27 protein-coding genes are annotated in these 26,997 nt (G+C 67.0%); 3 read left to right on the top strand and 24 right to left on the bottom strand.

Annotation, left to right across the window (positions count from 1 at the left end):
• Positions 1–45: 45 nt before the first annotated feature.
• The 20 genes from pdxJ to WS64_RS03760 form a co-directional block, all read right to left on the bottom strand.
• Positions 46–822, bottom strand: coding sequence for a pyridoxine 5'-phosphate synthase (gene pdxJ / locus WS64_RS03855; protein WP_060965752.1), 777 nt, complete (start codon positions 820–822; stop codon positions 46–48).
• Positions 819–1,655 (bottom strand): DNA repair protein RecO, encoded by an 837-nt coding sequence (gene recO, locus WS64_RS03850; protein WP_059574001.1) that lies wholly within the window; start codon positions 1,653–1,655, stop codon positions 819–821. Before recO ends, pdxJ begins: the two co-directional genes overlap by 4 nt.
• Positions 1,642–2,541, bottom strand: a complete 900-nt coding sequence (era, locus tag WS64_RS03845) for a GTPase Era (protein WP_006476493.1) — start codon at positions 2,539–2,541, stop codon at positions 1,642–1,644. Before era ends, recO begins: the two co-directional genes overlap by 14 nt.
• 60 nt (positions 2,542–2,601) lie before the next feature.
• Positions 2,602–3,825 (bottom strand): ribonuclease III, encoded by a 1,224-nt coding sequence (gene rnc / locus WS64_RS03840; RefSeq protein ID WP_060965751.1) that lies wholly within the window; start codon positions 3,823–3,825, stop codon positions 2,602–2,604.
• Between the two features lie 152 nt (positions 3,826–3,977).
• Complete coding sequence (gene lepB, locus WS64_RS03835) at positions 3,978–4,871, bottom strand: signal peptidase I (protein ID WP_059574003.1); 894 nt, start codon at positions 4,869–4,871, stop codon at positions 3,978–3,980.
• A 16-nt stretch (positions 4,872–4,887) separates the two neighbouring features.
• Positions 4,888–6,681, bottom strand: a complete 1,794-nt coding sequence (gene lepA, locus WS64_RS03830) for a translation elongation factor 4 (protein ID WP_021159691.1) — start codon at positions 6,679–6,681, stop codon at positions 4,888–4,890.
• A gap of 156 nt (positions 6,682–6,837) precedes the next feature.
• Positions 6,838–7,116, bottom strand: a complete 279-nt coding sequence (locus WS64_RS03825) for a glutaredoxin family protein (RefSeq protein WP_060965750.1) — start codon at positions 7,114–7,116, stop codon at positions 6,838–6,840.
• Between the two features lie 7 nt (positions 7,117–7,123).
• Positions 7,124–8,608 (bottom strand): DegQ family serine endoprotease, encoded by a 1,485-nt coding sequence (locus WS64_RS03820; protein ID WP_059574005.1) that lies wholly within the window; start codon positions 8,606–8,608, stop codon positions 7,124–7,126.
• A gap of 16 nt (positions 8,609–8,624) precedes the next feature.
• Complete coding sequence (locus WS64_RS03815) at positions 8,625–9,677, bottom strand: MucB/RseB C-terminal domain-containing protein (protein WP_059638278.1); 1,053 nt, start codon at positions 9,675–9,677, stop codon at positions 8,625–8,627.
• Between the two features lie 5 nt (positions 9,678–9,682).
• Positions 9,683–10,300, bottom strand: a complete 618-nt coding sequence (locus WS64_RS03810) for a sigma-E factor negative regulatory protein (RefSeq protein WP_059574007.1) — start codon at positions 10,298–10,300, stop codon at positions 9,683–9,685.
• Positions 10,301–10,386: 86 nt separating this feature from the next.
• Positions 10,387–10,986: an RNA polymerase sigma factor RpoE gene (gene rpoE / locus WS64_RS03805; protein WP_006490873.1), complete on the bottom strand. Its 600-nt coding sequence runs from the start codon at positions 10,984–10,986 to the stop codon at positions 10,387–10,389.
• Positions 10,987–11,077: 91 nt separating this feature from the next.
• A complete protein-coding gene (locus WS64_RS03800) occupies positions 11,078–11,542 on the bottom strand; it encodes a hypothetical protein (RefSeq protein WP_060965749.1) in 465 nt (154 codons plus the stop codon).
• A gap of 11 nt (positions 11,543–11,553) precedes the next feature.
• Positions 11,554–12,786 carry a beta-ketoacyl-ACP synthase II gene (fabF, locus tag WS64_RS03795; protein WP_059574009.1) on the bottom strand — a complete coding sequence of 411 codons (1,233 nt, stop codon included), beginning with the start codon at positions 12,784–12,786 and terminating at the stop codon, positions 11,554–11,556.
• A 164-nt stretch (positions 12,787–12,950) separates the two neighbouring features.
• A complete protein-coding gene (acpP, locus tag WS64_RS03790) occupies positions 12,951–13,190 on the bottom strand; it encodes an acyl carrier protein (RefSeq protein ID WP_004197638.1) in 240 nt (79 codons plus the stop codon).
• A gap of 144 nt (positions 13,191–13,334) precedes the next feature.
• Entirely contained in the window at positions 13,335–14,084 is a 750-nt protein-coding gene (gene fabG, locus WS64_RS03785; RefSeq protein WP_059574010.1) for a 3-oxoacyl-ACP reductase FabG, read from the bottom strand.
• A gap of 36 nt (positions 14,085–14,120) precedes the next feature.
• Positions 14,121–15,053, bottom strand: a complete 933-nt coding sequence (fabD, locus tag WS64_RS03780) for an ACP S-malonyltransferase (RefSeq protein ID WP_060966883.1) — start codon at positions 15,051–15,053, stop codon at positions 14,121–14,123.
• A gap of 84 nt (positions 15,054–15,137) precedes the next feature.
• Positions 15,138–16,127: a beta-ketoacyl-ACP synthase III gene (locus WS64_RS03775; RefSeq protein WP_060965748.1), complete on the bottom strand. Its 990-nt coding sequence runs from the start codon at positions 16,125–16,127 to the stop codon at positions 15,138–15,140.
• Positions 16,128–17,234: a phosphate acyltransferase PlsX gene (gene plsX, locus WS64_RS03770; RefSeq protein WP_059574011.1), complete on the bottom strand. Its 1,107-nt coding sequence runs from the start codon at positions 17,232–17,234 to the stop codon at positions 16,128–16,130.
• A 129-nt stretch (positions 17,235–17,363) separates the two neighbouring features.
• The gene (rpmF, locus tag WS64_RS03765) at positions 17,364–17,543 is read right to left on the bottom strand and encodes a 50S ribosomal protein L32 (RefSeq protein WP_006051932.1); all 180 of its coding nucleotides are present in this window, start codon (positions 17,541–17,543) and stop codon (positions 17,364–17,366) included.
• A 98-nt stretch (positions 17,544–17,641) separates the two neighbouring features.
• Entirely contained in the window at positions 17,642–18,277 is a 636-nt protein-coding gene (locus tag WS64_RS03760) for a YceD family protein (protein ID WP_059638276.1), read from the bottom strand.
• Between the two features lie 221 nt (positions 18,278–18,498).
• Here WS64_RS03760 and WS64_RS03755 point away from each other — a divergent pair, with 221 nt between their 5' ends.
• Both WS64_RS03755 and WS64_RS03750 read left to right on the top strand, forming a co-directional pair.
• Positions 18,499–19,131, top strand: coding sequence for a Maf-like protein (locus tag WS64_RS03755; protein WP_060965747.1), 633 nt, complete (start codon positions 18,499–18,501; stop codon positions 19,129–19,131).
• Positions 19,128–19,850 (top strand): SAM-dependent methyltransferase, encoded by a 723-nt coding sequence (locus WS64_RS03750; protein ID WP_059574014.1) that lies wholly within the window; start codon positions 19,128–19,130, stop codon positions 19,848–19,850. Before WS64_RS03755 ends, WS64_RS03750 begins: the two co-directional genes overlap by 4 nt.
• Before the next feature lie 69 nt (positions 19,851–19,919).
• On the opposite strand, the gene WS64_RS03745 is transcribed toward WS64_RS03750, so the two are convergent.
• Genes WS64_RS03745 through WS64_RS03730 form a run of 4 tightly spaced genes read right to left on the bottom strand, consistent with a single transcriptional unit; the run spans position 19,920 to position 23,001 of the window.
• On the bottom strand, positions 19,920–20,912 hold the full coding sequence (locus tag WS64_RS03745) for a S49 family peptidase (RefSeq protein ID WP_059638271.1): 993 nt from the start codon (positions 20,910–20,912) through the stop codon (positions 19,920–19,922).
• Positions 20,913–20,924: 12 nt separating this feature from the next.
• Positions 20,925–21,335: a Rieske (2Fe-2S) protein gene (locus tag WS64_RS03740; protein ID WP_060965746.1), complete on the bottom strand. Its 411-nt coding sequence runs from the start codon at positions 21,333–21,335 to the stop codon at positions 20,925–20,927.
• On the bottom strand, positions 21,332–21,991 hold the full coding sequence (locus WS64_RS03735; protein WP_060965745.1) for an HAD-IA family hydrolase: 660 nt from the start codon (positions 21,989–21,991) through the stop codon (positions 21,332–21,334). The genes WS64_RS03740 and WS64_RS03735 overlap by 4 nt, the downstream gene beginning before the upstream one ends.
• 5 nt (positions 21,992–21,996) lie before the next feature.
• On the bottom strand, positions 21,997–23,001 hold the full coding sequence (locus WS64_RS03730) for an RluA family pseudouridine synthase (RefSeq protein WP_060965744.1): 1,005 nt from the start codon (positions 22,999–23,001) through the stop codon (positions 21,997–21,999).
• A gap of 721 nt (positions 23,002–23,722) precedes the next feature.
• Between WS64_RS03730 and WS64_RS03725 the strand changes: the two genes are divergently transcribed.
• Complete coding sequence (locus WS64_RS03725) at positions 23,723–26,920, top strand: Rne/Rng family ribonuclease (protein WP_060965743.1); 3,198 nt, start codon at positions 23,723–23,725, stop codon at positions 26,918–26,920.
• Positions 26,921–26,997: the final 77 nt, after the last annotated feature.

Raw genomic sequence — 26,997 nt, 5'->3', positions numbered from 1 at the left:
CAAGAGCGTCGCGAACGGCGTGCGGGGCGCGGCAGCCTCGCATCGTCAGCGCGCGCCGCCGTGCAGCGCGGCGACGCGTGCGGCGACCATGATCGCCTTCATCTCGCGCACCGCGTTGTCCCAGCCCGCGAAGATCGCGTGCGCGACGATCGCGTGGCCGATGTTCAGCTCGACGATGCCGTCGATCGCGGCGATCTGCTGCACGTTCGTGTAGTGCAGCCCATGGCCCGCATTGACCTTCAGGCCCAGCTGCGCGCCGGTCTGCACGCCCGCGACGATACGCTCGTATTCGCGCTGCTGCTGCGCTTCGTCGTGCGCTTCGGCGTAGCGGCCCGTATGCAGCTCGATCACCGGCGCACCTGCTTCGTGGGCGGCGCGAATCTGCGTGTCGTCCGGGTCGATGAACAGCGACACGCGCACACCCGCGTCGGCAAGCTGCTTGCACGCCGCCCGCACGGCGTCGAAGTGGCCGGCCACGTCGAGACCGCCTTCGGTCGTCAGTTCCGCACGCTTCTCCGGCACGAGGCACGCATCGTGCGGACGCACTTCGCAGGCGATGTCGAGCATCTCGGCCGTCACCGCGCATTCGAGGTTCATGCGCGTCTTCAGCAGCGGGCGCAGCTCGCGCACGTCGGCGTCGACGATGTGGCGGCGATCCTCGCGCAAGTGCAGCGTGATCGCGTCCGCGCCCGCCTCTTCGGCGGCGAGCGCCGCGCGGATCGGATCGGGATAGCGCGTGCCGCGTGCATTGCGCAGCGTCGCGACGTGGTCGATGTTCACGCCGAGGTCGATGGCGGTGGGCGTTGTCAGGAAGAAGCTCATAGGTTTTGCAGGTCGATCAGGATCTGACGCGTGGCGAGCGGCGTACCGCCGAGATAGGTGTTCAGCAGGAAGCGCATCAGCGTCTTGCTCTGCGCGACCGTCTGGGCTCGATGGTAATCGTCCTGCTCCATGTCGAGCAACGTCTGCCCGGTGATGACCGGCCAGTGCGACGGCACGTCGTCGTCCGCGTTGCGCACGCCGCGCTCGGGATCGAACACGTAGCGCCGGTCGGGTTCGACCGCACGGCGGGCGACCGTGCGGTTCAGCGCCATCGCATAGCCGGTCTCGCGCAACAGCACGCGCTCGAACGAGCGCAGCACCTGCACGGCGGGCTCGCCGTGCGCGAGGCGCGTGAGCGTCAGCACGTAATGATTGAACAGCGGCGGCTGGGGATCCTCGCGCGCGCAGAATTTGACGAGCAGCTCGTTCGCGTAGAAACCGCACAACAGCCCGTCGCCGCCGAGCGGCAGCATCCCGCCGACCCATTCGGCGCCCGTCAGCGTGCGCACCTCGGATTTGCCCGACCACGACAGCAGCAGCGGCTGGAAGGTCTGCAATACGCCGCGCAACGCGGAGTGCGGGCGCTTCGCGCCCTTCGCGACGAGCGCGAGCCGGCCGTGATCGCGCGTCAGCACGTCGACGATCAGGCTCGTTTCCCGATACGGATAGCTGTGCAGCACGAACGCCGGCTGCTCGGCGACGCGGAAATCGGACGTGCGAGACGTCGCGCGCCGCGCCTTGCGCGGCGGTTCGGGTGGTGCCGGCAGCGGCGCGTCGTTCGCGCCGGCCGTCACCGCGTCTTCGGTCGACGTCAGCGCGTCATTCGTACCCATAGGCACGCAGCCCCGCCTCGTTGTCGGCCCAGCCGCTCTTCACCTTCACGAAGGTCTCGAGGTACACGGGGCCGTCGAACAGCTTTTCCATGTCCATCCGCGCCTCGGTGCTGATCTGCTTGAGCTTCTCGCCCTTCTTGCCGATCACCATCGCCTTGTGCGAATCGCGCTCGACGAGGATCGTCGCGAAGATGCGCTTCAGGCGACCCTCCTCCTCGAACTTGTCGATCAGCACGGTGCTCGTGTACGGCAGTTCGTCGCCGGTCCAGCGGAACACCTTCTCGCGCAGGATTTCGGCCGCGAGGAAGCGCGAGCTGCGGTCGGTCAGTTCGTCCTCGCCGTAGATCGGCTCGCCTTCCGGCAGGTACGGCTTGATCGTGTCCAGCAGGCGCTTGATGTCTTCCGGCTTCTGCGCCGACAACGGCACGAGCTCGGTGAATTCGCGCAGCTCGCTCACCTTCTGCATGAACGGGAACAGCGTGGCCTTGTCGTTCACGCGGTCGATCTTGTTCGCGATCAGCAGCGTCGGCATGCCGGGCGGGATCAGGTCGAGCACCTTCTGGTCGTCGGGCCCGAAGCGGCCGGCCTCGATCACGAACAGGATCACGTCGACCGACGTCAGCGTCGACGTGACCGCGCGGTTCAGCGAACGGTTCAGCGCGGTGCTGTGACGGGTCTGGAAGCCGGGCGTGTCGACGAACACGAATTGCGCGTCGTCGAACGTGTTGATGCCGGTGATGCGGTGGCGGGTCGTCTGCGCCTTGCGCGAGGTAATGCTGATCTTCTGGCCGACGAGTGCGTTCATCAACGTCGACTTGCCGACGTTCGGGCGGCCCACGATCGCGATCATGCCGCAACGGAAACCGGTAGGAGCGGGAGTGTTCATATCGTTTGGGAGACAGGTTCGGAAACGGCCGCGCGGCGCGCGGCACGATCGATGGGCAATTCAGTGGTCGGCATCGGCCACGCGCGCCTGCGCGGCAGCAAGGCTCGCGCCGCCGGGTGGCGTCTCGGCGTCGGGCGCCGCGGCATCGCGCGCGCGCGCCGGCGTGCGCGCGGCGGAGTCGCCCCCCGCGGCAGGCTTGTCGGCCGGCGACGATGCCGGATCGGCTGCGTGGCCGGCCGGCTTGTCGGCTGCGCGAGGCGCGGCCTCGGCGGGCTTTTCCGCGGCCTTGTCGAGCCGCTCGGCCGGTTTGTCGGCAACTTTGTCAGCCGCCGGCTTCGCCGCCCGTTCGCCCTTGTCCGCCGCCGGTTCGACATGCGCCGCGCGAATCGCGGCCATCGGCGCGACGGCCGGTTCGGCGCCAGCCGTCGCAGCCGTTACGGCCGGTACCGCGCCGCCCGCCCTCGCCTCGCGCGCCGCCGCACGCTCCTTCCGCTCGGGCGAGCGCAGGTCGAGCGCTTCCTGCACGCCCTTCACGCCCGGCACGATCTCGGGTTCGACATGCTTCGACCCGCGCGCGTTTTTCGAGCGCTTCGGCTTCGCGGCCAGCATCGGCGCGGCCGCCATCACCTCGTCGAGCGCCTTCTTCGCGGCGGCCTGCTCGGCCGCGCGCCGGCTCGCGCCGGAGCCCGATACCTTCACGTCCAGCTTCGGCACCGTGCATTCGACCTCGAACTGCTGATTGTGCGCCGCACCATGCGTCGCGACGACCGTATAGGTCGGCAGCGCGATCTTGTGCCCCTGCAGATATTCCTGCAGCAGCGTCTTCGCGTCCTTGCCGAGGGTGCGCGGATCGATGTGGTCGAGAATCGGGATATAGAGGCGCTTGATGACCCCTTGGGCGGCTTCGAAGCCGCCATCGAGGAACACGGCCCCGATGATGGCTTCGAATGCGTCCGCGAGGATCGACGGGCGGCGGAAACCGCCGCTGCGCAGCTCGCCCTCGCCCAGCCGCAGGCCGTCCGAGATATTGAGGGCCTGAGCAATTTCATACAGCGACTGCTGTTTGACGAGGTTGGCGCGTACGCGCGACAGGTCGCCTTCGTCCAGCTTGCCGAAGCGCTGGAACAAAAGGGCGGCCACCGCGCAATTCAGAACGGAATCGCCGAGAAACTCGAGCCGTTCGTTGTGCGTGGCACTGTGACTGCGATGGGTCAAAGCCTGGCGCAATAATTCCGCATTGCGAAATTCGTAGCGCAGCCGGCTTTCCAACTGGGATAGGGGCATGTGCAGGAGTATAACGCGGGCGCCCGGTCGGGCCGAAACGGCACGGCCGGACACGAAAAGGCGTGACGAGGCGGTGTTACCGCCGGTTCTTAAAGTAGTTCGGCAATAGGCGACGCGGCCCGTGCGTCGCGTAGTGCGTGTGAATCAATGCATCAGTTGAAGGAACCGATGCGCTTCAGGTCGCTGAAGTTCATCCAGATGAAGAACGCGCGGCCGACGATGTTCCGGTCCGGCACGAAACCCCAGTAGCGGCTATCCGCGCTGTTGTCGCGGTTGTCGCCCATCATGAAGTAGTGACCGGGCGGCACCTTGCAGATCACGCCGCGGCTGTTGTACGTGCAGTTGTCGCGATACGGATAGTCGTATGCGCCCATCACGAACGGCGGCACGGCCGGGTTGTTGAGGATCGCGTTCTTCTTGTTGCCGATCGTTTCCTCGAACTGCTTCGCGTAATTCTGGCGCTCGTCGTCGAAGTAATCGGGCAGCGGCGCTTCGGGCACCGGCTGGCCGTTGATCGTCAACTGCTTGTCCTGATACGCGACCGTATCGCCCGGCAGGCCGATCACGCGCTTGATGTAGTCGACCGATTCGTCCTTCGGATAGCGGAACACGACGACGTCGCCGCGCGACAGCGGGCTGCCCTGCGTGATCTTCGTGTTGGTGACCGGCAGGCGCAGCCCGTACTCGAATTTGTTGACGAGGATGAAGTCGCCGACGAGCAGCGTCGGCACCATCGACCCCGACGGAATCTTGAACGGCTCGACGACGAACGAGCGCACGACGAACACGGCCAGGATCACCGGAAAGAAACTCGCCGTGTACTCGAGCCACCACGGCTGACGCAGCTTTTCGTCACGCAGCTTCGAGCGCGTCTGCGCCGCGTTTTCGTCCGCGAAACGCTTGTCGATGCGCGACTGCTGGCGATCGAACTCCTCGATCGCCGAATCGGCCGCCTTGCGACGCCGCGGCAGGAACACCAGTTTGTCCAGCACCCACGCTACGCCCGTCACGACGACGAGCACAAAAAGAATCAGCGCAAAATTCATAAAAGGATCAGTCCTGTTATTTGTCTTCGACGCGCAAGATCGCGAGGAACGCCTCCTGCGGGATCTCGACCGAACCCACCTGCTTCATGCGTTTCTTACCTTCTTTCTGCTTCTCGAGCAGTTTCTTCTTCCGCGTGATGTCGCCGCCGTAGCACTTCGCGAGCACGTTCTTGCGCAGCGCCTTGATGTTCTCGCGCGCGACGATGTGCGCGCCGATCGCGGCCTGGATCGCCACGTCGTACATCTGGCGCGGAATGATCTCGCGCATCTTCGCGGCGACTTCGCGGCCGCGGTATTGCGACTGCGACCGGTGCACGATGATCGACAGCGCATCGACCTTGTCGCCGTTGATCAGCATGTCGACCTTCACGACGTCCGACGAACGATATTCCTTGAACTCGTAGTCCATCGACGCATAGCCGCGCGACACCGACTTCAGGCGATCGAAGAAGTCGAGCACGATCTCAGCCATCGGGATCTCGTACGTGAGCTGCACCTGGCGGCCGTGATACTGCATGTTGATCTGCGAGCCGCGCTTCTGCTCGCACAGCGTGATCACCGAGCCGACGTAATCCTGCGGCATGTAGAGATTCACGGTGACGATCGGCTCGCGGACTTCGGCGATGCGGCCGGGCTCCGGCATCTTCGCCGGGTTCTCGACCATGATCGTCGAGCCGTCGCTCTGCACGACCTCGTAGACGACCGTCGGCGCGGTCGTGATGAGATCCATGTCGAATTCGCGCTCGAGCCGCTCCTGCACGATTTCCATGTGCAGCAGCCCGAGGAAGCCGCAGCGGAAACCGAAGCCGAGCGCCTGCGACACTTCCGGCTCGTACTGCAGCGATGCGTCGTTCAGCTTCAGCTTCTCGAGCGATTCGCGCAGCGCGTCGTACTGGTTCGCCTCGACCGGATACAGCCCCGCGAACACCTGCGGCTTCACTTCCTTGAAGCCCGGCAGCGGCTCGGCGGCGGCCTTGGTCGCGTGCGTGACGGTATCGCCGACCTTCGCGGCCGTCAGTTCCTTGATGCCGGCGATGATGAAGCCCACCTGCCCGGCCGACAGCGATTCGAGATTGCGCGACTTCGGCGTGAACACGCCGACGTGCTCGACCGGATACTGCGCGCCGGTCGCCATCATCTTGATCTTGTCCTTCGGGCGCAGCGTGCCGTTGACGATGCGCACGAGCATCACGACGCCGACGTAGTTGTCGAACCACGAATCGATGATCAGCGCCTGCAGCGGCGCGGCCGGATCGCCCTTCGGCGGCGGCACCTTCGCGATCAGCGCCTCGAGCACGTCCTCGACGCCGAGCCCCGTCTTCGCGCTGCAGCGCGTCGCGTCGGTCGCGTCGATGCCGATCACGTCCTCGATCTCCTCGATCGCGTTCTCGGGGTTCGCGGCCGGCAGGTCGATCTTGTTCAGCACGGGCACGACCTCGACGCCGAGCTCGATCGCCGTGTAGCAGTTCGCGACCGTCTGCGCCTCGACGCCCTGGCTCGCGTCGACCACGAGCAGCGCGCCTTCGCACGCGGACAGCGAACGGCTGACCTCGTACGAGAAGTCGACGTGCCCCGGCGTGTCGATCAGGTTCAGGTTGTAGACCTTGCCGTCGCGGGCGCGATACGACAGTGCAGCCGTCTGCGCCTTGATCGTGATGCCGCGCTCGCGCTCGATGTCCATCGAGTCGAGCACCTGCGCTTCCATTTCACGGTCGGCGAGGCCGCCGCATACCTGGATGATGCGATCCGCGAGCGTCGACTTGCCGTGGTCGATGTGCGCGATGATCGAGAAATTGCGAATATGATCCATTCAGTGCCGATCAAGCGAAAAAGGCGCGCTCGACGACTGCGGAGCACGCCTTGTGTAAGTCGGTGAAAAAACGGCTTATTTTAGCCGAAAAGGCTTACGCCGGGCGGGATTTCGGACGGCCCGCCACGCGGGGCGCCGGCTGGGCCGCCCGCCGGATCAAGCCCCATGCAATGCGGCGCCGGCCGGCGGCGTGCCAGGGTCGCGCCGGGCTGCCAGCGCGTCGCGCACCCGCGCGTCGTCGAACCGGTGGCGGCACACTTCCGCGCCGTCCAGCAGCAGCACGGGCACGTCCTCGTCATAACGCGCGACGAGCGCCGCATCGGTATCGATGTCGACGTAGTCGACCGCGACGCCGAATTCGGCCGCCACCGGCGCCAGTGCGTCGCGCATGTCGTCGCACAGGTGGCACCAGCCGCGGCCGTAGAGCGTGAACATCGGCGCGTTACTTCTGGCGCGGCCGCACGGGCACGAACTGCGTGTTGTCGCCGCGCCGCACGAGCACCGCGACCGCCTTCTGCGGATCGAGCTGCGCGGTCACGTCGGCGAACTGCTTCGCGCTCGTGATGTCGGTGTCGCCGACGCGCAGCACGATGTCGCCGCGCTGCAGGCCCGCCCGGGCCGCCGGGCCGTCGACGCCGTCGATCTGCACGCCGTTCTTCAGCTTCAGCGTCTTCATCTGCTCCGCCGTCAGGTCGCTGACCGTCAGGCCGAGCGAATTGCTCTGGCGCGGCTTCTGCGGCGCGTTCTTGCGCTGCTCGGCCTTCGCCGTCGACTCGGCCGGCGTCTCGGCGATCGTGATCGGCAGATCGCGTGCCTGACCCTTGCGCCACACGCTGACCGTCGCCTTCGTGCCGGGCTTCGTGTCGCCGACCATGCGCGGCAGATCGGACGCCGCATCGACCGGACGGCCATTGAACTTCAGGATGATGTCGCCCGGCTGGATGCCCGCCTTGTCGGCCGGGCCGCCCGGCTCGACGCTGCTGACGAGCGCGCCTTCGGCCTTCGGCAGCCCGATCGAATCGGCCACGTCCTTCGTCACCTCGCCGATCGCTACCGCGATCCGGCCGCGCGTGACCTTGCCCGTCGCCTTCAGCTGGTCGGCCACGCGCATCGCCTCGTCGATCGGAATCGCGAACGAAATGCCCATGAAGCCGCCAGTCCGGCTGTAGATCTGCGAGTTGATGCCGATCACCTCGCCCTGCATGTTGATCAACGGCCCGCCCGAGTTGCCGGGGTTCACCGCGACGTCGGTCTGGATGAACGGCAGGTAGTCGCCCGTGTTGCGGCTCTTCGAGCTGACGATGCCGGCCGTGACCGTGTTGTCGAGGCCGAACGGCGAACCGATCGCGACGACCCACTCGCCGACGCGCACCTTGTTCGAATCGCCGATCGCGACGACCGGCAGGTTCGACGCCTGGATCTTGACGACCGCGACGTCCGTGCGATCGTCGACGCCGATCAGCTTCGCCTTGAATTCGCGCTTGTCGGTCAGCGTCACGTAGATGGTGTCCGCGTCGTCGACGACGTGCGCATTGGTCATCACGTACCCGTCGGCCGACACGATGAAGCCCGAGCCGACGCCGCGGTTCTGCTCGGTGTCGGGCGGATTGTCCGGCGTCGGCGCGTTCTTCGGATTGCCGCCGTTGCCGGGCGCCTGCGGCAGCGGAATGCCGAAGAAGCGCCGGAAGAATTCCGACATGTCGCCGTTGTCGAAGCCAGGCGGGAGCACGCCGCGCGGGCCGGGTACCGGCACGTTCGCGGTAGTCCGGATGTTCACGACCGCAGGGCCCACCTTTTCGACGAGGTCGGCGAAATCGGGCAGGCTGGCAGCCGGAGGCGTGACAGCGACCGCGGTTTGCGGGACGAGCGGCAGGCAGGCACACAGCGCCGCCGCCGCGAGCACTTTGCGCAGCGTGAGTTTCGTCATGTCGGAAGCCGTAGCGTTACTTGGAAGCCTTGTATTCTATGGCAGACGCGAACTGCTGCAACGTTGCCGGCGGCACTTCGCCGAGCACGGTGACCCAGTAGTCGCCGCGACGCTTCACGAGAACGTGCGTCGCACCGGTGCTGCCCGCGCCTTCCTTGCGCGTATTTTTCTCGGCCGGCTCGATGAAGACCGAGACCGTCGCGAGGCCGTCGGTGAAAACGGCCTGATCGACCGGGATCGGCGGATCGCCCGCATCGCGCGCGGCCATCGGCCGGCGCACTTCACGAATCTTCTGGAAGCCGGCCACGCTCGGCGCGAGCTGCCAGCCCTGCGCTTCCATGTCGACCGTCGCGACCGGCGGGCGCACGACCGTCCAGCCGTTCAGGTTGCGCATGCCGGCGGCAATCGCGGCCTTGTCGCCGCTTGCGCCGCCCGTCTGCAATTGCGAGAACGCGATCTGCTCGAGCACGTGATCGTTCGCGTCGAGCGTCTGCGAACGCAGCAGCAGCCCGGTGCGGGCGTCGGCCCATAGCTTGTACGTGAAACGGTACGCATCCTTCGGCACGAGCTCGACGACCTGCGCGTCGATCCCGGCCACGCGGTCCTTGCCGAGCGGCTTCGCATCGTAGACGGACATCACGTGCTCGCCGCTCGCGCCGAGCAGCGCCGGAAAGGAATCGCGCGTCTGGCGACGCTCGACCACGCACAGCTTGCGCTCGGGTACGAACGTGTACAGCTCGTCGTTATGCCGCAGCAGCTTGCGCGGCTTGCCGTCGAGCGTCTCGATCCGCTCGAACTCGCCGTCGCGGGACGCGACGTGCGCAATGCGCGACGACTGTACATACCCGCCGCGCTGGTAGACGAACGTCCCTTCGTAGCTCTGCTGCTGCGCCGCCTGCTGGACGCGGTCGAGCCAGTCCGCGGCGCCCTTGCGGGTGGCGAGGGGATCGTCCGGTTGCTGGGCGCTGGCGGGAAGGGATTGAACGGACAACAGGGCGGCTGCGCAAAGCAGGAGGGCCGGCAGCCGCTTCCATCCGGAGATGGCGTGATTCAACTGCAATGTCCGCATCGGGTTTATTGGCCTGGCGTGGTGGTCACGGCAGCGCGGATCAGCGGCATCGAACCCGTGACGACGGGCTGCTGCGCGAATTGCTGGTGCGCTTCAAGGTATTGGTCAAGGCTGGCGTCGCGAATGATGTTGACGTCCTGCAGGCCCGGCTGGGCCGATGCCTGCGCAACCGTCACGCGCTGCAGGTTGCCGTTTTGCGGCGCGCCTGCCGACGCGACCTGGACGGCGCCCGGCGCACCGGCCGTCTGCATCTGCGGGACGACGATCCACGTCAGCGTGGCGGCCGCGGCGGCCACCGCGAACGCGGGCACGACACGGCGGCGCAGCGACAGCAGCTTGCGCGCGACCGGCGCGGCCGCCGGCGCCAGCAGGTGCGGCTCGCTTTCGAGCGCGGCCGACATGCGCGCGGTGAACGCGACGCTCAGCGCGGGCGGCAGCGCGAGCTCGTCCGAGCGCAGCGCATCGCCGATCAGGTGGTAATGGGCCCACGCAGCGCGATCCGCGCGGTCGAGCTCAGCCAGAAACTGCCCGTGATCCGGGCCATCGAACATTTCGCCGTCGACCAGCGCGGAAAGGCGCTCGCCGCGCGAGCACGCCTGCGATTGCGTATTGACCGACCCCATGATGCTCCCCATCTTGCACACCCCGTCGTGACTTCACGACTCTATCCGTAACTAGACCCCGACCCGCGTCGTTCCGCCCGTCGCGCTTACCAGCGCTTGCCTTCGGGCGTATCGAGCAGCGGACGCAATTTGGCAGCGATTGCTTCGCGCGCGCGGAAGATCCGCGAGCGGACCGTCCCGATCGGACAGCCCATCATTTCCGCGATCTCTTCGTAGCTCAGGCCCTCGATCTCGCGCAGCGTGATTGCCTGACGCAGTTCCTCGGGCAGCAGAGCCATCGCAGCGTTGACCGTCTCGGCAATCTGCTTGCTCATCAACATCGACTCAGGCGTGTTGATATCCCTTAGTTGGTCTGCGTCGGAGAAAGTTTCCGCTTCCTCCGCATCGGCCTCGGTGGAGGTCGGCGCCCGGCGGCCTTGCGTCGCAAGGTAGTTCTTCGCCGTGTTGACGGCAATTCGGTACAACCACGTATAGAACGCCGATTCGCCGCGAAATTGCGGCAGCGCACGATACGCCTTGATGAACGCGTCCTGGGCCACATCCTCGACCTCGGCGGGATCCCGCACGAGGCGCGAGATCAGCCGAATGATCTTGCGGTGGTATTTGGAGACCAGGAGTTCGAACGCCGCCTTGTCGCCCTTCTGTACGCGCTCGACCAGAGCCTGATCGATTTCTTTTTCACTCACCTGACAAATCCGTTAACTAGGGATGCAACGCGGAGCGTTATTGTAGCGTTCCGGCGCCGGCCGCTGGTTACGGTCGGTAACCATGCCGTCGTCATGCACGCCCCGCCGCCCCGGCCGTTCTCGCCAGCACCGACAGCGCGCTGAACGATGCGGCATCGAGCGCGTCGGCCGGAATCAGCAGCGGCCGGGCGCGCCGGGCGCCCTGCCCGACCGACAGCACCAGCAGCAGGCTGCTCCAGTGCGCATGGCCCGTCACGCGGCCGCGGGCCAGCAAGCGCCCGGTGCGGCCAAACGCCGCGATCTCCCCGAACGCATCGATCCGCAACTCGGCCGGCAGCCGGCGGGCGCAAGCCCGCACCGCGCATACGGCCAGCAGTGCAGCCGTCGCGGCCGACACGCCCGCGCCGGCGGCAGCGCCCGCGCGCGGCGCCCAGAACAGGTACGCCGAGGCGGCAGCCGACGCGACGAACGCGGCCAGCACGAAATACGACACGGCCGAGGCCCGCAACGCAAAGCGCTGCGGACGCCCGGCCGGAGCATCGAATGGACTCGTCAAGCGATTCAGCGTCAGACGCGCTTGAACACCAGCGTGCCGTTGGTACCGCCGAAGCCGAAGTTGTTCTTCACGGCCACGTCGATCTTCATGTCACGCGCGGTGTTCGCGCAGTAATCGAGATCGCACTCGGGGTCCTGGTTGAAGATGTTGATGGTCGGCGGCGACACGTTGTTGTGCAGCGCCAGCACCGTGAACACCGATTCGAGGCCGCCCGCGCCACCCAGCAGGTGACCCGTCATCGACTTCGTCGAGTTGACCACCATCTTGTACGCATGCTCGCCGAAGGCCGCCTTCACCGCGTCGGACTCGTTCTTGTCGCCCAGCGGCGTCGACGTGCCGTGCGCGTTCAGGTACTGAACTTCATCCGGGTTCACGCCGGCGTCGCGCAGCGCCGCGACCATGCAGCGGCGCGGACCGTCCATGTTCGGCGCGGTCATGTGGTACGCATCGCCCGTCATGCCGAAGCCCGAGACTTCCGCGTAGATCTTCGCGCCGCGCGCCTTCGCCGCCTCGTACTCTTCGAGCACCATCACGCCGGAGCCCTCGCCCAGCACGAAGCCGTCGCGGTCCTTGTCCCACGGACGCGACGCGGTGGCCGGATCGTCGTTGCGGGTCGACAGCGCGCGCGCCGCCGCGAAGCCACCGATGCCGAGCGGCGACACCGTCGATTCGGCGCCGCCCGCGACCATCACGTCGGCGTCGCCGGCCTGGATCAGGCGCGCGGCGAGGCCGATGCTGTGCAGGCCGGTCGTGCAGGCCGTCACGGCCGCGAGGTTCGGGCCCTTCAGGCCGAACATGATGCTCAGGTGACCCGAGATCATGTTGATGATCGAACCCGGCACGAAGAACGGCGAAATCCGGCGTGCGCCGCGATCGACGTAGGTCTGGTGCGTATCTTCGATCATCGGCAGGCCGCCGATGCCGGAACCCACCAGCACGCCGATGCGTTCCGCGTTGGCTTCGGTCACTTCCAGCCCGCTGTCCCGCATGGCCTGGACGCCGGCGGCGATGCCGTAATGGATGAACGTATCCATGTTCCGGGCTTCCTTCGCCGGGATGTACTCCTCGGCGCTGAAACCCTTCACTTCGCCCGCGAAATGGCAGGCGAGGTTCGACGCATCGAACTTCGTGACGGTGGCGATACCGGACTTGCCGGCGACGAGATTGGCCCAGCCGTCGGCAACATTATTGCCAACAGGCGAAATCAGCCCCAGGCCTGTAACGACAACACGACGGCGGCTCACGGTAACCTCTTTTCCATTATTGGATGACAAAAACAAAAGCCACAGTGGCCACAGGAACCAGCCCTGCGAGCCCTGTGGCTGTTAGTCCGTCCGGCGCGAAGCCGGCAGGATGGCGCGTCAATCGCGAAGATCGCGGCGACGTGGCGGACAAGCGCGAAAGGCGCTTACGCCTTGACGTTTGCGCGAGCGTAGTCGATCGCTTGCTGAACGGTCGTGATCTTCTCTGCTTCTTCGTCCGGGATTTCCATGCCGAACTCGTCTTCGAGCGCCATCACCAGTTCGACCGTGTCGAGCGAGTCCGCGCCCAGGTCGTTCACGAACGAAGCCTCGTTCTTGATCTCGGCTTCCGCGACGCCCAGTTGTTCAGCGACGATCTTCTTGACACGTTGTTCGATGTTGTCCATTACCCCTCCGAGGGAAAGTTCAGATTTACAAGTGCGCGCATTTTATCAGGTTTGCTGACGCCAAAACGCGCGTTGGCTTGATGGTCGATCAAGCGCCGGTCCGCCTGAAAAACGGGATACGGCGCGGATGGTAAACGAAAACCGTTACGACATGTACATGCCGCCGTTCACGTGCAGCGTCGTGCCGGTGATGTAACCGGCCTGCGGCGATGCGAGGAACGCGACGGCATGGGCGATGTCCTCCGGGCTGCCGAGTCGGCCGAGCGGAATCTGGGTCTTGAGCGCGGCCTGCTGTTCTTCCGGCAGCGTCTTCGTCATGTCGGTGTCGATGAAGCCCGGCGCCACGCAGTTCACCGTGATGCCGCGGCTGCCGATTTCGCGCGCGAGCGCGCGCGTCATGCCCGCGACGCCGGCCTTCGCGGCCGCGTAGTTGACCTGACCCGGATTGCCGGCCGAGCCGACCACCGACGTGATGTTGATGATACGGCCGCCGCGCGCCTTCATCATCGGGCGCAGCACCGCGCGCGACAGGCGGAACACCGACTTCAGATTGGTGTCGATCACCGCGTCCCAGTCCTCGTCCTTCATCCGCATCGCGAGCTGGTCCTGCGTGATGCCCGCGTTGTTGACGAGCACGTTCAGCGCGCCGAATTCCTTCACGGTCGCATCGATCAGCGCCTCGGCGGCGGCCGCGTCGTTGACGTTCAGCACCGCGCCGCGGCCCGTGACGCCCGCTTCGGCGAACGCCGCGGTGATCGCGGCGGCGCCCGATTCGCTCGTCGCCGTGCCGATCACCGTCGCGCCCAGGCGCGCGAGTTCGAGGGCGATCGCACGACCGATGCCGCGCGACGCGCCGGTCACGATCGCAACCTGTTTATCGAGAGTCTTGTCCATGAATCGAATATCCGTTGCTTGGGAAAAGGCGCCGCGTCAGGCGGTCGCGAGCTTGAGCGCTTCGTCGAGCGAAGCCGGATCGAACACCGACGCGCCCGTCAGGTTGCCGTCGATGCGCTTCGTCAGGCCGGCGAGCACCTTGCCCGGACCGCATTCGATCACGTGCGTGACGCCCGTGCCGGCGATGTGTTGCACGCACTCGACCCAGCGCACCGGCCCCGCGGCCTGGCGCACCAGCGCATCCTTGATCGCGGCCGGATCGCTGATCACGGCGACGTCGATGTTGTTGACGACCGGAATCTGCGGCGCCTTCACGTCGACGTTCGCAAGGTAGTCGCGCAGCTGGTCCGACGCCGGCTTGAGCAGCGACGAATGGAACGGCGCCGACACCGGCAGCGGCAGCGCGCGCTTCGCGCCCTTCGCCTTCGCGATCTCGCACGCCTTCTCGACCGCGGCCTTGCTGCCTGCGATCACGACTTGCGCGGGCGCATTGAAGTTCACCGCTTCGACGACGCCCGCTTCCGCGGCCTCGGCGCACACCGCACGCACCGTGTCGTCGTCGAGGCCCAGGATCGCGGCCATGCCGCCCTGGCCGACCGGCACGGCCGTCTGCATCGCCTGCGCACGGAAGCGCACGAGCGGCACCGCGTCCTTGAATGCAATCGCGCCGGCCGCGACGAGCGCCGTGTATTCACCGAGACTGTGGCCGGCGACGATCGACGGCGCCGGGCCGCCCGCCTGCTGCCACGCGCGATAGCACGCGTACGCGGCGGTCAGCATCACGGGCTGCGTGTTGGTGGTCAGGTTCAGCTCTTCGGCCGGACCTTCGGCGATCAGCTTGCCGAGATCCTGGTTGAGCACATCGGACGCTTCCTGAAGCGTCTCGCGCACGACGGCCAGATCGGCGAATGCGTTGAGCATGCCGATCGCCTGCGAGCCCTGCCCCGGAAAAACGAATGCAAATTTCATATCGTCCCCAATTGAATCGATGCGGACGGCGCGCACGAGCGGCGCGCCGACGGGATCCGCGCGCGGCAAAACGCGCGCCGCGGATCAGAAACGGAAGACCGACGCGCCCCAGGTGAAGCCGCCGCCGACGCCTTCGATCAGCACGTGCTGGCCGCGCTGGATGCGGCCGTCGCGCACCGCGGCGTCGAGCGCCAGCGGAATCGACGCGGCCGACGTGTTGCCGTGCTGGTCGACCGTCACGACCATGCGCTCCTGTGGCAGGCCGAGCTTGCGGCAGGTGCTGGTCATGATGCGGATGTTGGCCTGGTGCGGAATCAGCCAGTCGATTTGCTCGGGCGCGAGATTCGCCTTCGCGAGCGCTTCGATCGCGACCTTTTCGAGCACGTTGACCGCGAGCTTGAACACGGCCTGTCCGTCCATGTGCAGGAACGCGCTGCCGTCGATCACGCCGCGATTGACGTTGCCCGGCGTGCACAGGATATTCGAGTAACTGCCGTCAGCGTGCAGCGCGCTGCCGAGCACGCCCGGCTCTTCCGATGCGGACAGGATCACCGCGCCCGCGCCGTCGCCGAACAGCACGCAGGTCGTGCGGTCCTTGAAGTCGAGAATGCGCGAGAACGTCTCCGCGCCGACGATCAGCGCCGTACGGTGCTGGCCGCTGCGGATGAAGCTGTCGGCCGTCGCCATCGCGTACGCGAAGCCCGAACACACGGCCTGCACGTCGAACGCCGCGCCGCCGTTCTTGATGCCGAGCTTGTTCTGCAGCAGGCACGCGGTGCTCGGGAACACGAAATCGGGGGTCGAAGTCGCGACGATGATCAGGTCGATCGACTGCGGATCGACACCGGCCGCTTCGATCGCACGACGCGACGCCTCGAGCGCGAGATCGCTCGTCGTGACGTGCGGTGCGGCGAAATGGCGCGCATGGATGCCCGTGCGCGCCACGATCCATTCATCGCTGGTCTCGATGCCTTCCTTCGCGAGACGATCGGTCAACTGCTGGTTCGTGACGCGGTCGGGCGGCAGGTAGCTGCCCGTGCCGAGCACGCGGGAATAGAGAGTCGATTGGGCCATTTATGCTTTAGAGGATTGCGCAGCGGAAGGTTCGGCGTGATGGCCTGGGGCCGGGCTTGCATGGCCCGAGCCGCCCGCGTCGTGTTCGCCATCGCCGAGCGACACTGAATTATCCGCCATCGCGCGCGCGAGGCGCTCCAGCACCCCGTTTTTGACGGCATCATACCCGCGTTTAATCGCCCACTCAAACGCGTAGGCGTCGGCCGAACCGTGGCTCTTGATCACGAGGCTCTTCAGCCCGAGCAGCGCCGCGCCGTTGTACTGGCGGTGGTCGACGCGCTTCTTGAAACGCATCAGCACGGGCAGCGCGAGCAGCGCCATCAGCTTCGACATCAGCGAACGGCCGAACTCCTCGCGGATGATGTCCGACAGCATCTGCGCGAGCCCTTCGGACGTCTTCAGCGCGACGTTGCCGACGAAGCCGTCGCACACGATCACGTCGACGGTGCCCTTGTAGATGTCGTTGCCTTCCACGTTGCCGCGGAAGTTGAGCGTGCTGGCGCGCAGCAGCTCGCCTGCGCGCTTGATCGTCTCGTTGCCCTTGATGACCTCTTCGCCGATGTTCAAGAGGCCGATCGTCGGGCGCTCCTTGCCTTCGAGCGCGGCCACGAGCGCATGCCCCATCTCCGCGAACTGCAGCAGATGCTGCGGTTCGCAGTCGACGTTCGCGCCGAGGTCCAGCATCATCGTGTAGCCGGTCGGGTTCGGCAGCGCGAACGCGATCGCGGGCCGCTCGATGCCGGGCAGCGTCTTGAGTACGTAACGGGAAACGGCCATCAGCGCGCCGGTATTGCCGGCGGAGATGCAGGCCTGCGCCGCGCCTTCCTTGACCTGGTTGAGCGCGACGCGCATCGAAGAATCCTTCTTCTTGCGCAGCGCCACTTCGACAGGGTCGTCCATCGCCACGACTTCGGTGGCGGGCACGATGGTCAACGCGGGATCGTCGAGGGCTTTCAGCTTCTTGAGCTGAGCGCGAATCGCGCTTTCGATGCCGACGAGCATCAGGTGCGCATCGGGATGCGCGCGGACGAACTTGACTGCCGCGGGAACGGTCACGGACGGGCCGTGGTCGCCTCCCATGCAATCGATTGTGAGCTTTACGGTCATGGAATGCGACGAATTTCAGGCACAAAAAAGCGGCAGTTGAATGCCGCCTTCTTGTTGAGCCAGGAAAGTGTCAAGCGAACCAGTTGTCACGCGAACGGCGAACGTAGCGCGCAACGCGTGACTTGACGCTTAGTCGTTCTTCGTCTTGACGACTTTCTTGCCGCGATAGTAGCCGTTCGGGCTGACGTGGTGACGCAGGTGCACTTCACCCGTGCTCGGCTCGACTGCCAGCGGCGCTGCCGTCAGGAAATCGTGCGAACGATGCATGCCGCGCTTCGACGGCGACTTCTTGTTTTGCTGGACTGCCATGACTAACTCCTAAATAATTTTCCGGATTCTAACACAGCCCGATCCGGCGCTTAACTACCCTGGCCCAAAGCCCTTACGCCTTCCCGCGCCACGACTGCTTAGTGTTTCTTGGTGCCGTCACCGTCCTTCTTCAACGCTTGCAGCGCTGCGAACGGATTCGGCCGTTTGCCTTCGTCCCCGGCTTCGTCGGACGCCTCGTCCGTCTCTTCCGCGGGACCGCTCGCACCCGACACGAGGCTTTCGTGAACTGCCGGGCAAACCTCGTGCTTGGGCACGAGCGGCAACGAAAGCAGCAATTCCTCTTCGATCAAGTCGACGAGATCGAACTGGCGTGAGCCCACGATCACATCGGCTTCATCGTCGTCGAGCGGAAATTCCTCGGCTTCTTCTTCGGTCGCGACGATCCGGTACGTCATGTCGACGTCGAACGTCTGGTCGTACGGCGTCATGCAGCGCTGGCACGTGAGCCACGCATGGCCGTGCACCGCGAGGCGCAGATACGGCTGCTGGCCGTCGGTGCCGTCGTCCTGCAATTCCTTCTGCGTGAACCCTTCCGCCTGCCACGTAAACACCGTGTCGCGATCTGGCGCGTCTGCCGGCACTTCGTTTAACATGCGCGGCAGTTGCGACAGGTGCACCGCGCCAGCCGCCTGCCGCCCGCTGCGGGCGAACTCGAACAGGTCGACCGCGTGCGGATCGAGCGCCGCCGCAGGTTTGCCAGAAGAAGTGTTCATGCGCGCTCCTGCCTACAGGCTGACTTGCGGGATCCGGCCTGGCACCGGGCTCATCGAAGGATGACCCACTTTACTTCCGAAGACCGGCAGGCGCCACCACAACGAAAGCCTGCCGACGAAAAGCGGGAAAGCATACCTGTTTTACCTTTTGCGGTCAATCACTTAAGCTTGCGTCCGCGCAACGCCGCGCCACACCTGACGACTCACCGATCCAACCGACCATGCCGGATACCGTTTGCCGCCCGCCGCGGCTGATTCTTGCTTCCAGTTCCCGTTACCGCCGCGCGCTCCTCGAGCGCCTCGGCGTGCCGTTCGACGTCGTGTCGCCCGACCTCGACGAAACTCCGCTCGCCGGCGAAACGCCGGCCGCGACCGCGCTGCGCCTCGCCGGCGCGAAGGCACGCGCCGTGGCCGCCACGATCGATGCGCCGGACGGCGTGCTGGTGATCGGGTCGGATCAGGTCGCGACCTTCGACGGGCATCAGATCGGCAAGCCCGGCACGCACGAGCGCGCGCTCGCGCAGCTCATGTCGATGCAGGGCCGCGAAGTCGAATTCCACAGCGCGCTCTGCCTGTACGACAGCCGCACCGACGACGCGCAGGTCGAGGACATCGTGACGCACGTGCGCTTCCGTTCGCTGCCCGAGGCCGAACTCGACGCCTACCTGCGCGCGGAAACGCCGTACGACGTGGCCGGCAGCGCGAAGTCCGAAGGGCTCGGCATCGCGCTGCTCGACGCGATCGACTCGGACGATCCGACCGCGCTCGTCGGCCTGCCGCTGATCGCCCTCACGCGAATGCTGCGCGCCGTCGGCTACCCGTTGTTCGCTACCACCCGAGGAGACCGCGCATGACCGCCGGCACGCTTTATCTCGTCCCGAACACGCTCGGCGAAGGCGACGAATCGATGCTCGCCGCCGTGCTGCCCGCCGCCGTGCAGGCGCGCGCCGGCACGCTCGGCTATTACATCGGCGAGAACGCGAAAACGACCCGCGCGTTTCTGAAGAAGATCGGTACGACGCGGCCGATCCAGGAAATCGAGATCAGCGAGCTGAACGTCAATACGCCGGCCGGCGCCATCGACCGGCTGCTCGCGCCCGTGCTGGCCGGCGCGGACGCCGGCCTCGTGTCGGAAGCCGGCTGCCCGGCCGTCGCCGATCCCGGCGCGCTGCTGGTGCGCCGCGCGCACGAGCGCGGCGTGAAGGTCGTGCCGCTCGTCGGGCCGAGTTCGATCCTGCTGGCGCTGATGGCGTCGGGCCTGAACGGCCAGAGCTTCGCGTTCAACGGCTACCTGCCGGTCGATGCGGCCGCGCGCGCGAAACGCCTGCGCGAACTCGAGCAACTGTCGCGCAAGGCGCGCCAGACGCAGATCTTCATCGAAACGCCGTACCGGAATCACGCGATGCTGGACACGCTGGTCGCGACCTGCGCGCCGTCGACGCAGATCTGCGTCGCGGCCGACTTGACCCTCGCGACCGAGACGATCGCGAGCCGCACCGTCATGGACTGGAAAAAGGCGCCCGCGCCGAATCTGCACAAGCGCCCCGCGATCTTCCTGCTGCTCGCGAACTGATGCCGCGACCGGCGATCGGCTGACTGAATGAAAGGCGGGCCATCGCGGCCCGCCGGGTACCGTCGATCGTCAGCGCAGGCTGACCGCCGCGCCGCCGGCCGTCAGCGCCTTCATCGCGGCGCCCCCGACGGCCGCGCCGAACTTGCGCGCGACCCGATTCGTCAGGCTTTCCTTCACCGTATAGTCGACCAGATCCGGCGCCTTCAGCACGTCGCGCGCGACCGTATCGGTCGTGCCGTAGCCGTCGGCGAGCCCGAGCTCGACGCTCTTCTCGCCGGTCCAGAACAGGCCGGAGAACATGTCGGGCGTCTCGTGCAGGCGCTTGCCGCGGCCATCCTTCACGGCCTTGATGAACTGCGCGTGCACCTGGTCGAGCAGTGCCTGCGCGTGTGCGTCCATCTTCGGCGTTTCCGGCGAGAACGGATCGTAGAAGCCCTTGTTTTCGCCCGACGTATGCAGGCGCCGCTCGACGCCGAGCTTGCCCATCAGCCCGGTGAAGCCGAACCCGTCCATCAGTACGCCGATCGACCCGACGATGCTCGCCTTGTCGACGAAGATCTTGTCGGCCGCGGACGCGATGTAATAACCGCCCGACGCGCACATGTCGGTCACGACGACGTACAGCGGCTTGTCCGGATACTTGCCGCGCAACCGCCGGATCTCGTCGTAGACCATGCCCGCCTGCACCGGGCTGCCGCCCGGGCTGTTGATCCGCAGCACGACGCCGACCGTGCCGTCGTCGTCGAACGCGGCGTCGAGCGCCGTGTTGATGTCGTCGGCGTTCGCGTTGACGCCGGCCGCGATCTCGCCGTCGATCGTCACGAGCGCCGTATGCCGCCCGCTCGACGAGAGCTTCGAATCGCCCGAGAAATCGATCAGCGCGAACGCGAACAGCACGAACACGCCGAGAAACGCGAAGCGGAAGAAGATCTTCCAGCGCCGTGCCGCGCGCTGTTCCTTGACGGCCGCGAGCGCGATCCGCTCGAGCGCCGCGCGCTCCCAGCTCGGTTCACGGCTGTCGGGACGGGAGGAGGAATCCGGGGAATTCGGTTGGTCGGTCATGCAGTGGTGTCGTCAGTCGGTCGTGGCCGGAGTGGCGGGAGTGGCGGGATGCAGATCGGCATCGGGCACCCAGAATACCGCACGGCCGTCGGGCGTGTCGCGCTCGTCGACCTCGACCGGCCGCAGGCGGCCGCCGCGGCACGGGCCGCCGACGCACTTGCCGGTATCCGGCGCGTAGATCGCACCGTGCGTCGCGCACATCAGATAGAGGCCCGACGACTCGAAGAACTGCCCTTCGGCCCAGTCGAGCTCCATCGGCACGTGCGCGCAGCGGTTCAGGTAGCCGTACGCGCGGCCGTCGTAGCGCACGAAGAACACGACGGCCTGCTCGCCGCGCAGCGTCGCGTCGACGCGCACGCCGGCGCCGCCGTCGGTCAACGCGCTCGATGCGCACACGCGCACGGCGTCCGGCGCCGCGCTCATGCGTGCTCCCGCAGCCATGCGGCCAGCGCGCCGACGTCCGGCGCGACGAAGCGCGGGGTGAGCGCCGCCAGCGCATCGGCCGTATGCGCGCCGTACGCCACGCCGACGCCGGCCGCGCCGGCGCTGGCGGCCATCTGCAGGTCGTGCGTGGTGTCGCCGATCATCACGGTGCGCGACAGGTCCTGCCCCAATTCCCGCGACAACTCGTGCAGCATCGCCGGATGCGGCTTCGAGAACGTCTCGTCCGCGCAGCGCGTCGCGTCGAACCAGCTCGTCAGCTTCGACTGGTCGAGCACGCGGTTCAGCCCGACCCGACCCTTGCCCGTCGCGACGGCGAGCAGATAACCCATGTCGCGCAGCTCGGCGAGCAGCTCGCGGACGCCGGCGAACAGCTCGATGCGCTCGTCGTCGAGCAGATAGTGATAGCGGTAGCGCTCGGCCAGCCGCGCGTAGTCGGACGGATCGAGGGTCGGAGCGGCGATCTGCAGCGCGTCGCGCAGGCCGAGGCCGATCACGTAGCGGGACGCCTCGTCGGACGGCGCGGGCAAGCCGAGATCGCGGCACGCGGCCTGGATGCTGTGCGCGATGTGCGCGGTCGAATCCATCAGCGTGCCGTCCCAGTCGAAGACGATCAGGTCAAATTGCTGTCGGGCCATGCGGTTCAGGCGGTATCGCGCAATGCGCTGAGTTGATCGAGGAAGCGCCGGCACTCGGCCGGCAGCGGCGCATCGAACTGCAGCGCCTCGCCGGTCAGCGGATGGGCGAGCTTGAGGCGGTGCGCATGCAGGAACATCCGTTTCAGCGACGGCTGCGCGTTCGCGCGCGCCAGCGCCTTGTTCAGTGCGAAATCGCCGTACTTGGCGTCGCCGGCGATCGGCAGGCCGAGATGCGCGAGGTGCACCCGGATCTGATGGGTCCGCCCCGTTTTGAGTTCCGCTTCGACGAGCACATAGTCGGGCCAGCGGTCGACGAGGTTGAACACCGTATGCGACGGCAGCCCGTCGTCCTGCACGCGCACGCGGCGCTCCCCTTCCGGGGTCGAATATTTGAACAACGGCGCCTTCACCGCGCGGCGGCGCCCCCAGTCGGGCTGCCATTCGCCGTGCGCGCACGCGAAGTAGCGCTTGTCCATCCGGTTCTCGCGGATCTGCTCGTGCAGCCCGACGAGCGCCGTACGCTTCTTCGCGAGCATCAGGATCCCGGACGTCTCGCGGTCGAGCCGGTGCACGAGTTCGAGGAATTTCGCGCGCGGGCGCGCCTGGCGCATCTGCTCGATCACGCCGAACGCGACGCCGCTGCCGCCGTGGACCGCGACGCCGGCCGGCTTGTCGATCACGAGCATCGCGTCGTCCTCGTACAGCACGTCGAAATTCGCGGGCGGCACGACGGGCGTGTCGGCGCGCGCGAGGTCGGCCGCCGCCACGCGCACCGGCGGCACGCGGACGAGGTCGCCCAGCTCGAGGCGGTACTGCGCGTCGATCCGGCCCTTGTTGACGCGCACTTCGCCGCTGCGGAGGATCCGGTAAATATGGCTTTTCGGCACGCCTTTACAGACGCGCAACAGGAAGTTGTCGATGCGCTGACCGGCCGAGTTTTCGTCGATCTCGATCATCGATACCTGGCCGCTTGCGACCGAATTCTGGGATATTTTGCCTAACTCATTCATACTGAATATAATTTTGCCCAGCCTGACGTTGTGGGTGGCCTGACCGGCCGGCCCCGGCTGAATCGGGCAAGGCGCAAGCGCAAACCGCTATTTTACTTGCGCCGGGGGTCCGCTGCTCGCCCCTGATCAAAGAGATGCAGCAAGTTGCACGCACGGCGCCGCCCGTCGGCAAGGATCTCGCCCACAGGCGGATTCGGTCGGCAAGGCGCTGCGGTAACGGAAAGTTGGTTGAAAAGAATTCGATCGGCAGCCTGACGGCGCGAAGTGCGTCCGCAGGCTGCCGGTTGCGAAAATTACGGCGTTGCGCCCGATTTGGCCCCGCGAAGCGTGCGGGGCTTGGCGACGTCAAACCAGGGAAGTACACCCCAAGCGGGAAAGTCGGGCTGGATTCGATACTCCCCGCTGCGGCCCAAGCCGCAGCATCTGCCGCCCGTCGGCGCGCGCGACGCATTGCGCGCGCCCGTGGCGATGCCCGGATCAGGCTTAGCGCGCTTTTGCAGCGTGCGGTGTGTGAACGCCGTGCTTTGAAGCCGTATTCGCAGGTGCCCTATGGCCGCCGGCCCCGTCTTTCGGGCCCAAGCGCCTCTTCAGGCAATTCTCCCCGCCAGCATTCCCGCTCCAGCGTGCTCGTGACAACACAACAAGGTGCGGCCTGCCGTCGTTCCCGCCCTCGCGCCTGACAACCGCGAGGCGTCGGCAGCGGAGCCGCCTGGAGCCGTTCATGAAACGCATGCTGTTCAATGCGACGCAGCAGGAGGAGCTGCGCGTCGCCATCGTCGATGGGCAAAAGCTCATCGACATCGACATCGAAACCGCCGGGCGCGAACAGCGCAAAGGCAATATCTACAAAGGGGTCATTACCCGTATCGAGCCGTCGCTCGAAGCGTGCTTCGTCAACTACGGCGAAGACCGCCACGGCTTCCTGCCGTTCAAGGAAGTCGCGCGCCAGTACTTCAAGGACGGCGTCGACATGCGCTCCGCGCGCATTCAGGACGCGCTGCGCGAAGGCCAGGAACTGATCGTCCAGGTCGAGAAGGAAGAGCGTGGCAACAAGGGCGCCGCCCTCACCACCTTCATCTCGCTCGCCGGCCGTTACCTCGTGCTGATGCCGAACAATCCGCGCGGCGGCGGCGTGTCGCGCCGGATCGAAGGCGACGAGCGCCAGGAACTGCGCGAAACGATGGCGCAACTGCAGATTCCGGACGGCATGAGCATGATCGCCCGTACCGCGGGCATCGGCCGCAGCGCCGAGGAACTGCAGTGGGACCTGAACTACCTGCTGCAACTGTGGCGCGCGATCGAGGCCGCCTCGCAAAGCGGCAACGCCGGCCAGCCGATGCTGATCTATCTGGAATCGAGCCTCGTGATCCGCGCGATCCGGGACTATTTCCAGCCCGATATCGGCGAAATCCTGATCGACACGAACGAAATCCACGATCAGGCCCGTGCGTTCATGGACATCGTGATGCCGGACAACGTCGCGAAGGTGAAGCGCTACCACGACGACGTGCCGCTGTTCTCGCGATTCCAGATCGAGCACCAGATCGAAACCGCGTACTCGCGCACGGTGCCGCTGCCGTCCGGCGGCGCGATCGTGATCGACCACACCGAAGCGCTCGTCGCGATCGACGTGAACTCGGCCCGCGCGACCAAGGGCGCGGACATCGAGGAAACGGCCACCCGCACGAACCTCGAGGCGGCCGACGAAGTCGCCCGCCAGTTGCGCCTGCGCGACCTCGGCGGTCTGATCGTGATCGATTTCATCGACATGGAGTCGGCGAAGAGCCAGCGCGAAGTCGAGCAACGCCTGAAGGACGCGCTCAAGCACGACCGTGCGCGCGTGCAGATGGGCAAGATCTCCCGCTTCGGCCTGATGGAGCTGTCGCGCCAGCGCCTGCGTCCGGCGCTGTCGGAAGGCAGCCACGTGACGTGCCCCCGCTGCAACGGCACCGGCCACATTCGCGATACCGAATCGTCCGCGCTGCAAGTCCTGCGGATCATTCAGGAAGAAGCGATGAAGGAAAACACCGCGGCGATCCATTGCCAGGTGCCGGTCGAGGTGACCGCCTTCCTGCTGAACGAAAAGCGTCAGGAAATCAACAAGATCGAGTCGCGCTTCAAGGTCGGCATCGTGCTGATCCCGAACAAACACCTCGATACGCCGCACTACAAGCTCGAGCGCCTGCGTCACGACGACGCGCGCCTCGACGATCCGCGCGCATCCTGGAAGATGGCCGAGGAAGCGGCGCGCGAGCTCGAGTCGGAAACCGGCTACAGCAAGCGCGCGGCCGAAGTGAAGCCGAAGCAGGAAGCCGCGGTCAAGGGCATCACGCCCGAGCGTCCGGCACCGAGCCCGGCGCCGCAGCGCGCGGTCGAGCCGGTTCCGGCGCCCGCGCCCGCGCCTGTCGCGGCGACGAGCGGCGGCTTCATCGGCTGGCTGAAGGGCCTGTTCGGCGTGTCGCCGGCACCGGCGCCCGCACCGGTTGCCACGCCGGCACCGGCGAAGGAGCAGGCAGCCCGTCCGGCTCGCGAGCGCGCGGAAAAAACCGAGCAGCGCGGCGGCGATCGCAATCGCAACCGTCGCGGCGGCGCCCAGCAGGCGCAAGGCGGCCGCGACCAGGCGGCTGCCGGCCGTGGCCAGCCGCAACGCCAGGAACGCGAAGGCAAGGAAGTGCGCGAACCGCGTGAAGGCCGCGAGCCGCGCGAGGGCCGTGAGCTGCGTGAAGGTCGAGAGGGTCGCGAAGGTCGTGAAAACCGCGAAGGTCGCGAGGGCCGTGGCCCGCGCGAAGGTCGCGAGCCGCGTGAAGGCCGTGAGCCGCGCGAACCGCGTGAGAACCGCGAGCCGCGCGAGCGTGCCGAACAGCCGGAAGGCGTCGAAGCAGGCGGTCGTGGCGAGCGCCAGGAACGCGGCGAGCGTCGCGAGCGCGGCGAACGCCGCAAGCCGACCCAGCATGCGGCCACGCTCGAAACCGTCACCCGTGGCGAAAACCATCCGGAACCGGAAACCGACAAGGCCGCGGCAGAAGCCCTGCCCGGCGCGGACCTGGCAGCCGATGCGGAAGCCGGTGCGCGTGACGGCGAAGAACGCCGCCGTCGCCGTCGCGGCCGCCGCGGCGGTCGTCGCGAGCGCGAGGAAGACGGCGCGGTCGTCGATCAGGCCGAGCAAGGCGCAGATGGCGAAGTCGCGGCGCAAGCCGTGACGCCGGCCGCCCCGGTCGCAGCCGAACCGGCTTACACGGCCGCACCGGCTGTCGTCGCGGCCGTGGCCAGCGCGGTCGCCGTCGAAGCCGTCGCCGAGCAGCAGGCCGCACCGGCCGCTGTCGAAGCGCAGCCGGCTCCGGCACACGCCGAAGCAGCGCCGGTCGCACCGGTCGAGCCCGTCGTCGCCGTCGAGGCAGCAGAACCGGCACCGGTCGCAGCACCGGTAGCCGCGGAAGCGGGTCCGACGCCGGTCGCGGTGTCGCCGACCGATGCGTTCGAAGTGCCGGCTGCCGCTGCGGCCGCTGTCGAGGCGCCGCAAGCCGCGGCCGTCGAGCCAGCCGCACCGGCCGCCGTGGCGATCGAAGCCGCACCGGTGGCGGTCGAGGCGCCGGTCGAAACCGCGCCTGCGCCCGCGCCCGCGCCCGCGCCGGCCGAGGCCGTCGCCGCACCGGCACCGGCACCGGCACCGGCACCGGCACCGGCACCGGCACCGGCTCCCGCCCCCGCACAACCGGCAGCCGCGCCCGCGTCGGCAAGCCTGGATGTCGTGCTGGAGCAGGCCGGTCTCGTCTGGGTGAACACGGACGCCGACAAGTTCGCGGCCGCGCAGGAAGCCGCGTCGCGGCTCCCGCGTCCGGCCCGCGTGCCGCGCGAACGCAAGGTGCTGCCGCCGGTCGATACGGCCCCGATGCAGCAGGTCGAAACGACGCACCGTTGAACGGCGCATCGCCCGACCAGGAAAAGCCCGCCTTCCGGCGGGCTTTTTTACGTCCGCGCTGCGGGTTTCCGCTCACC

This window comes from Burkholderia anthina (assembly GCF_001547525.1).
In the GTDB taxonomy this organism is placed as follows: domain Bacteria; phylum Pseudomonadota; class Gammaproteobacteria; order Burkholderiales; family Burkholderiaceae; genus Burkholderia; species Burkholderia semiarida.
The sequence above is the reverse complement of the archived record's forward strand: the minus strand, read 5'-3'. Positions and strand labels throughout refer to the sequence as shown.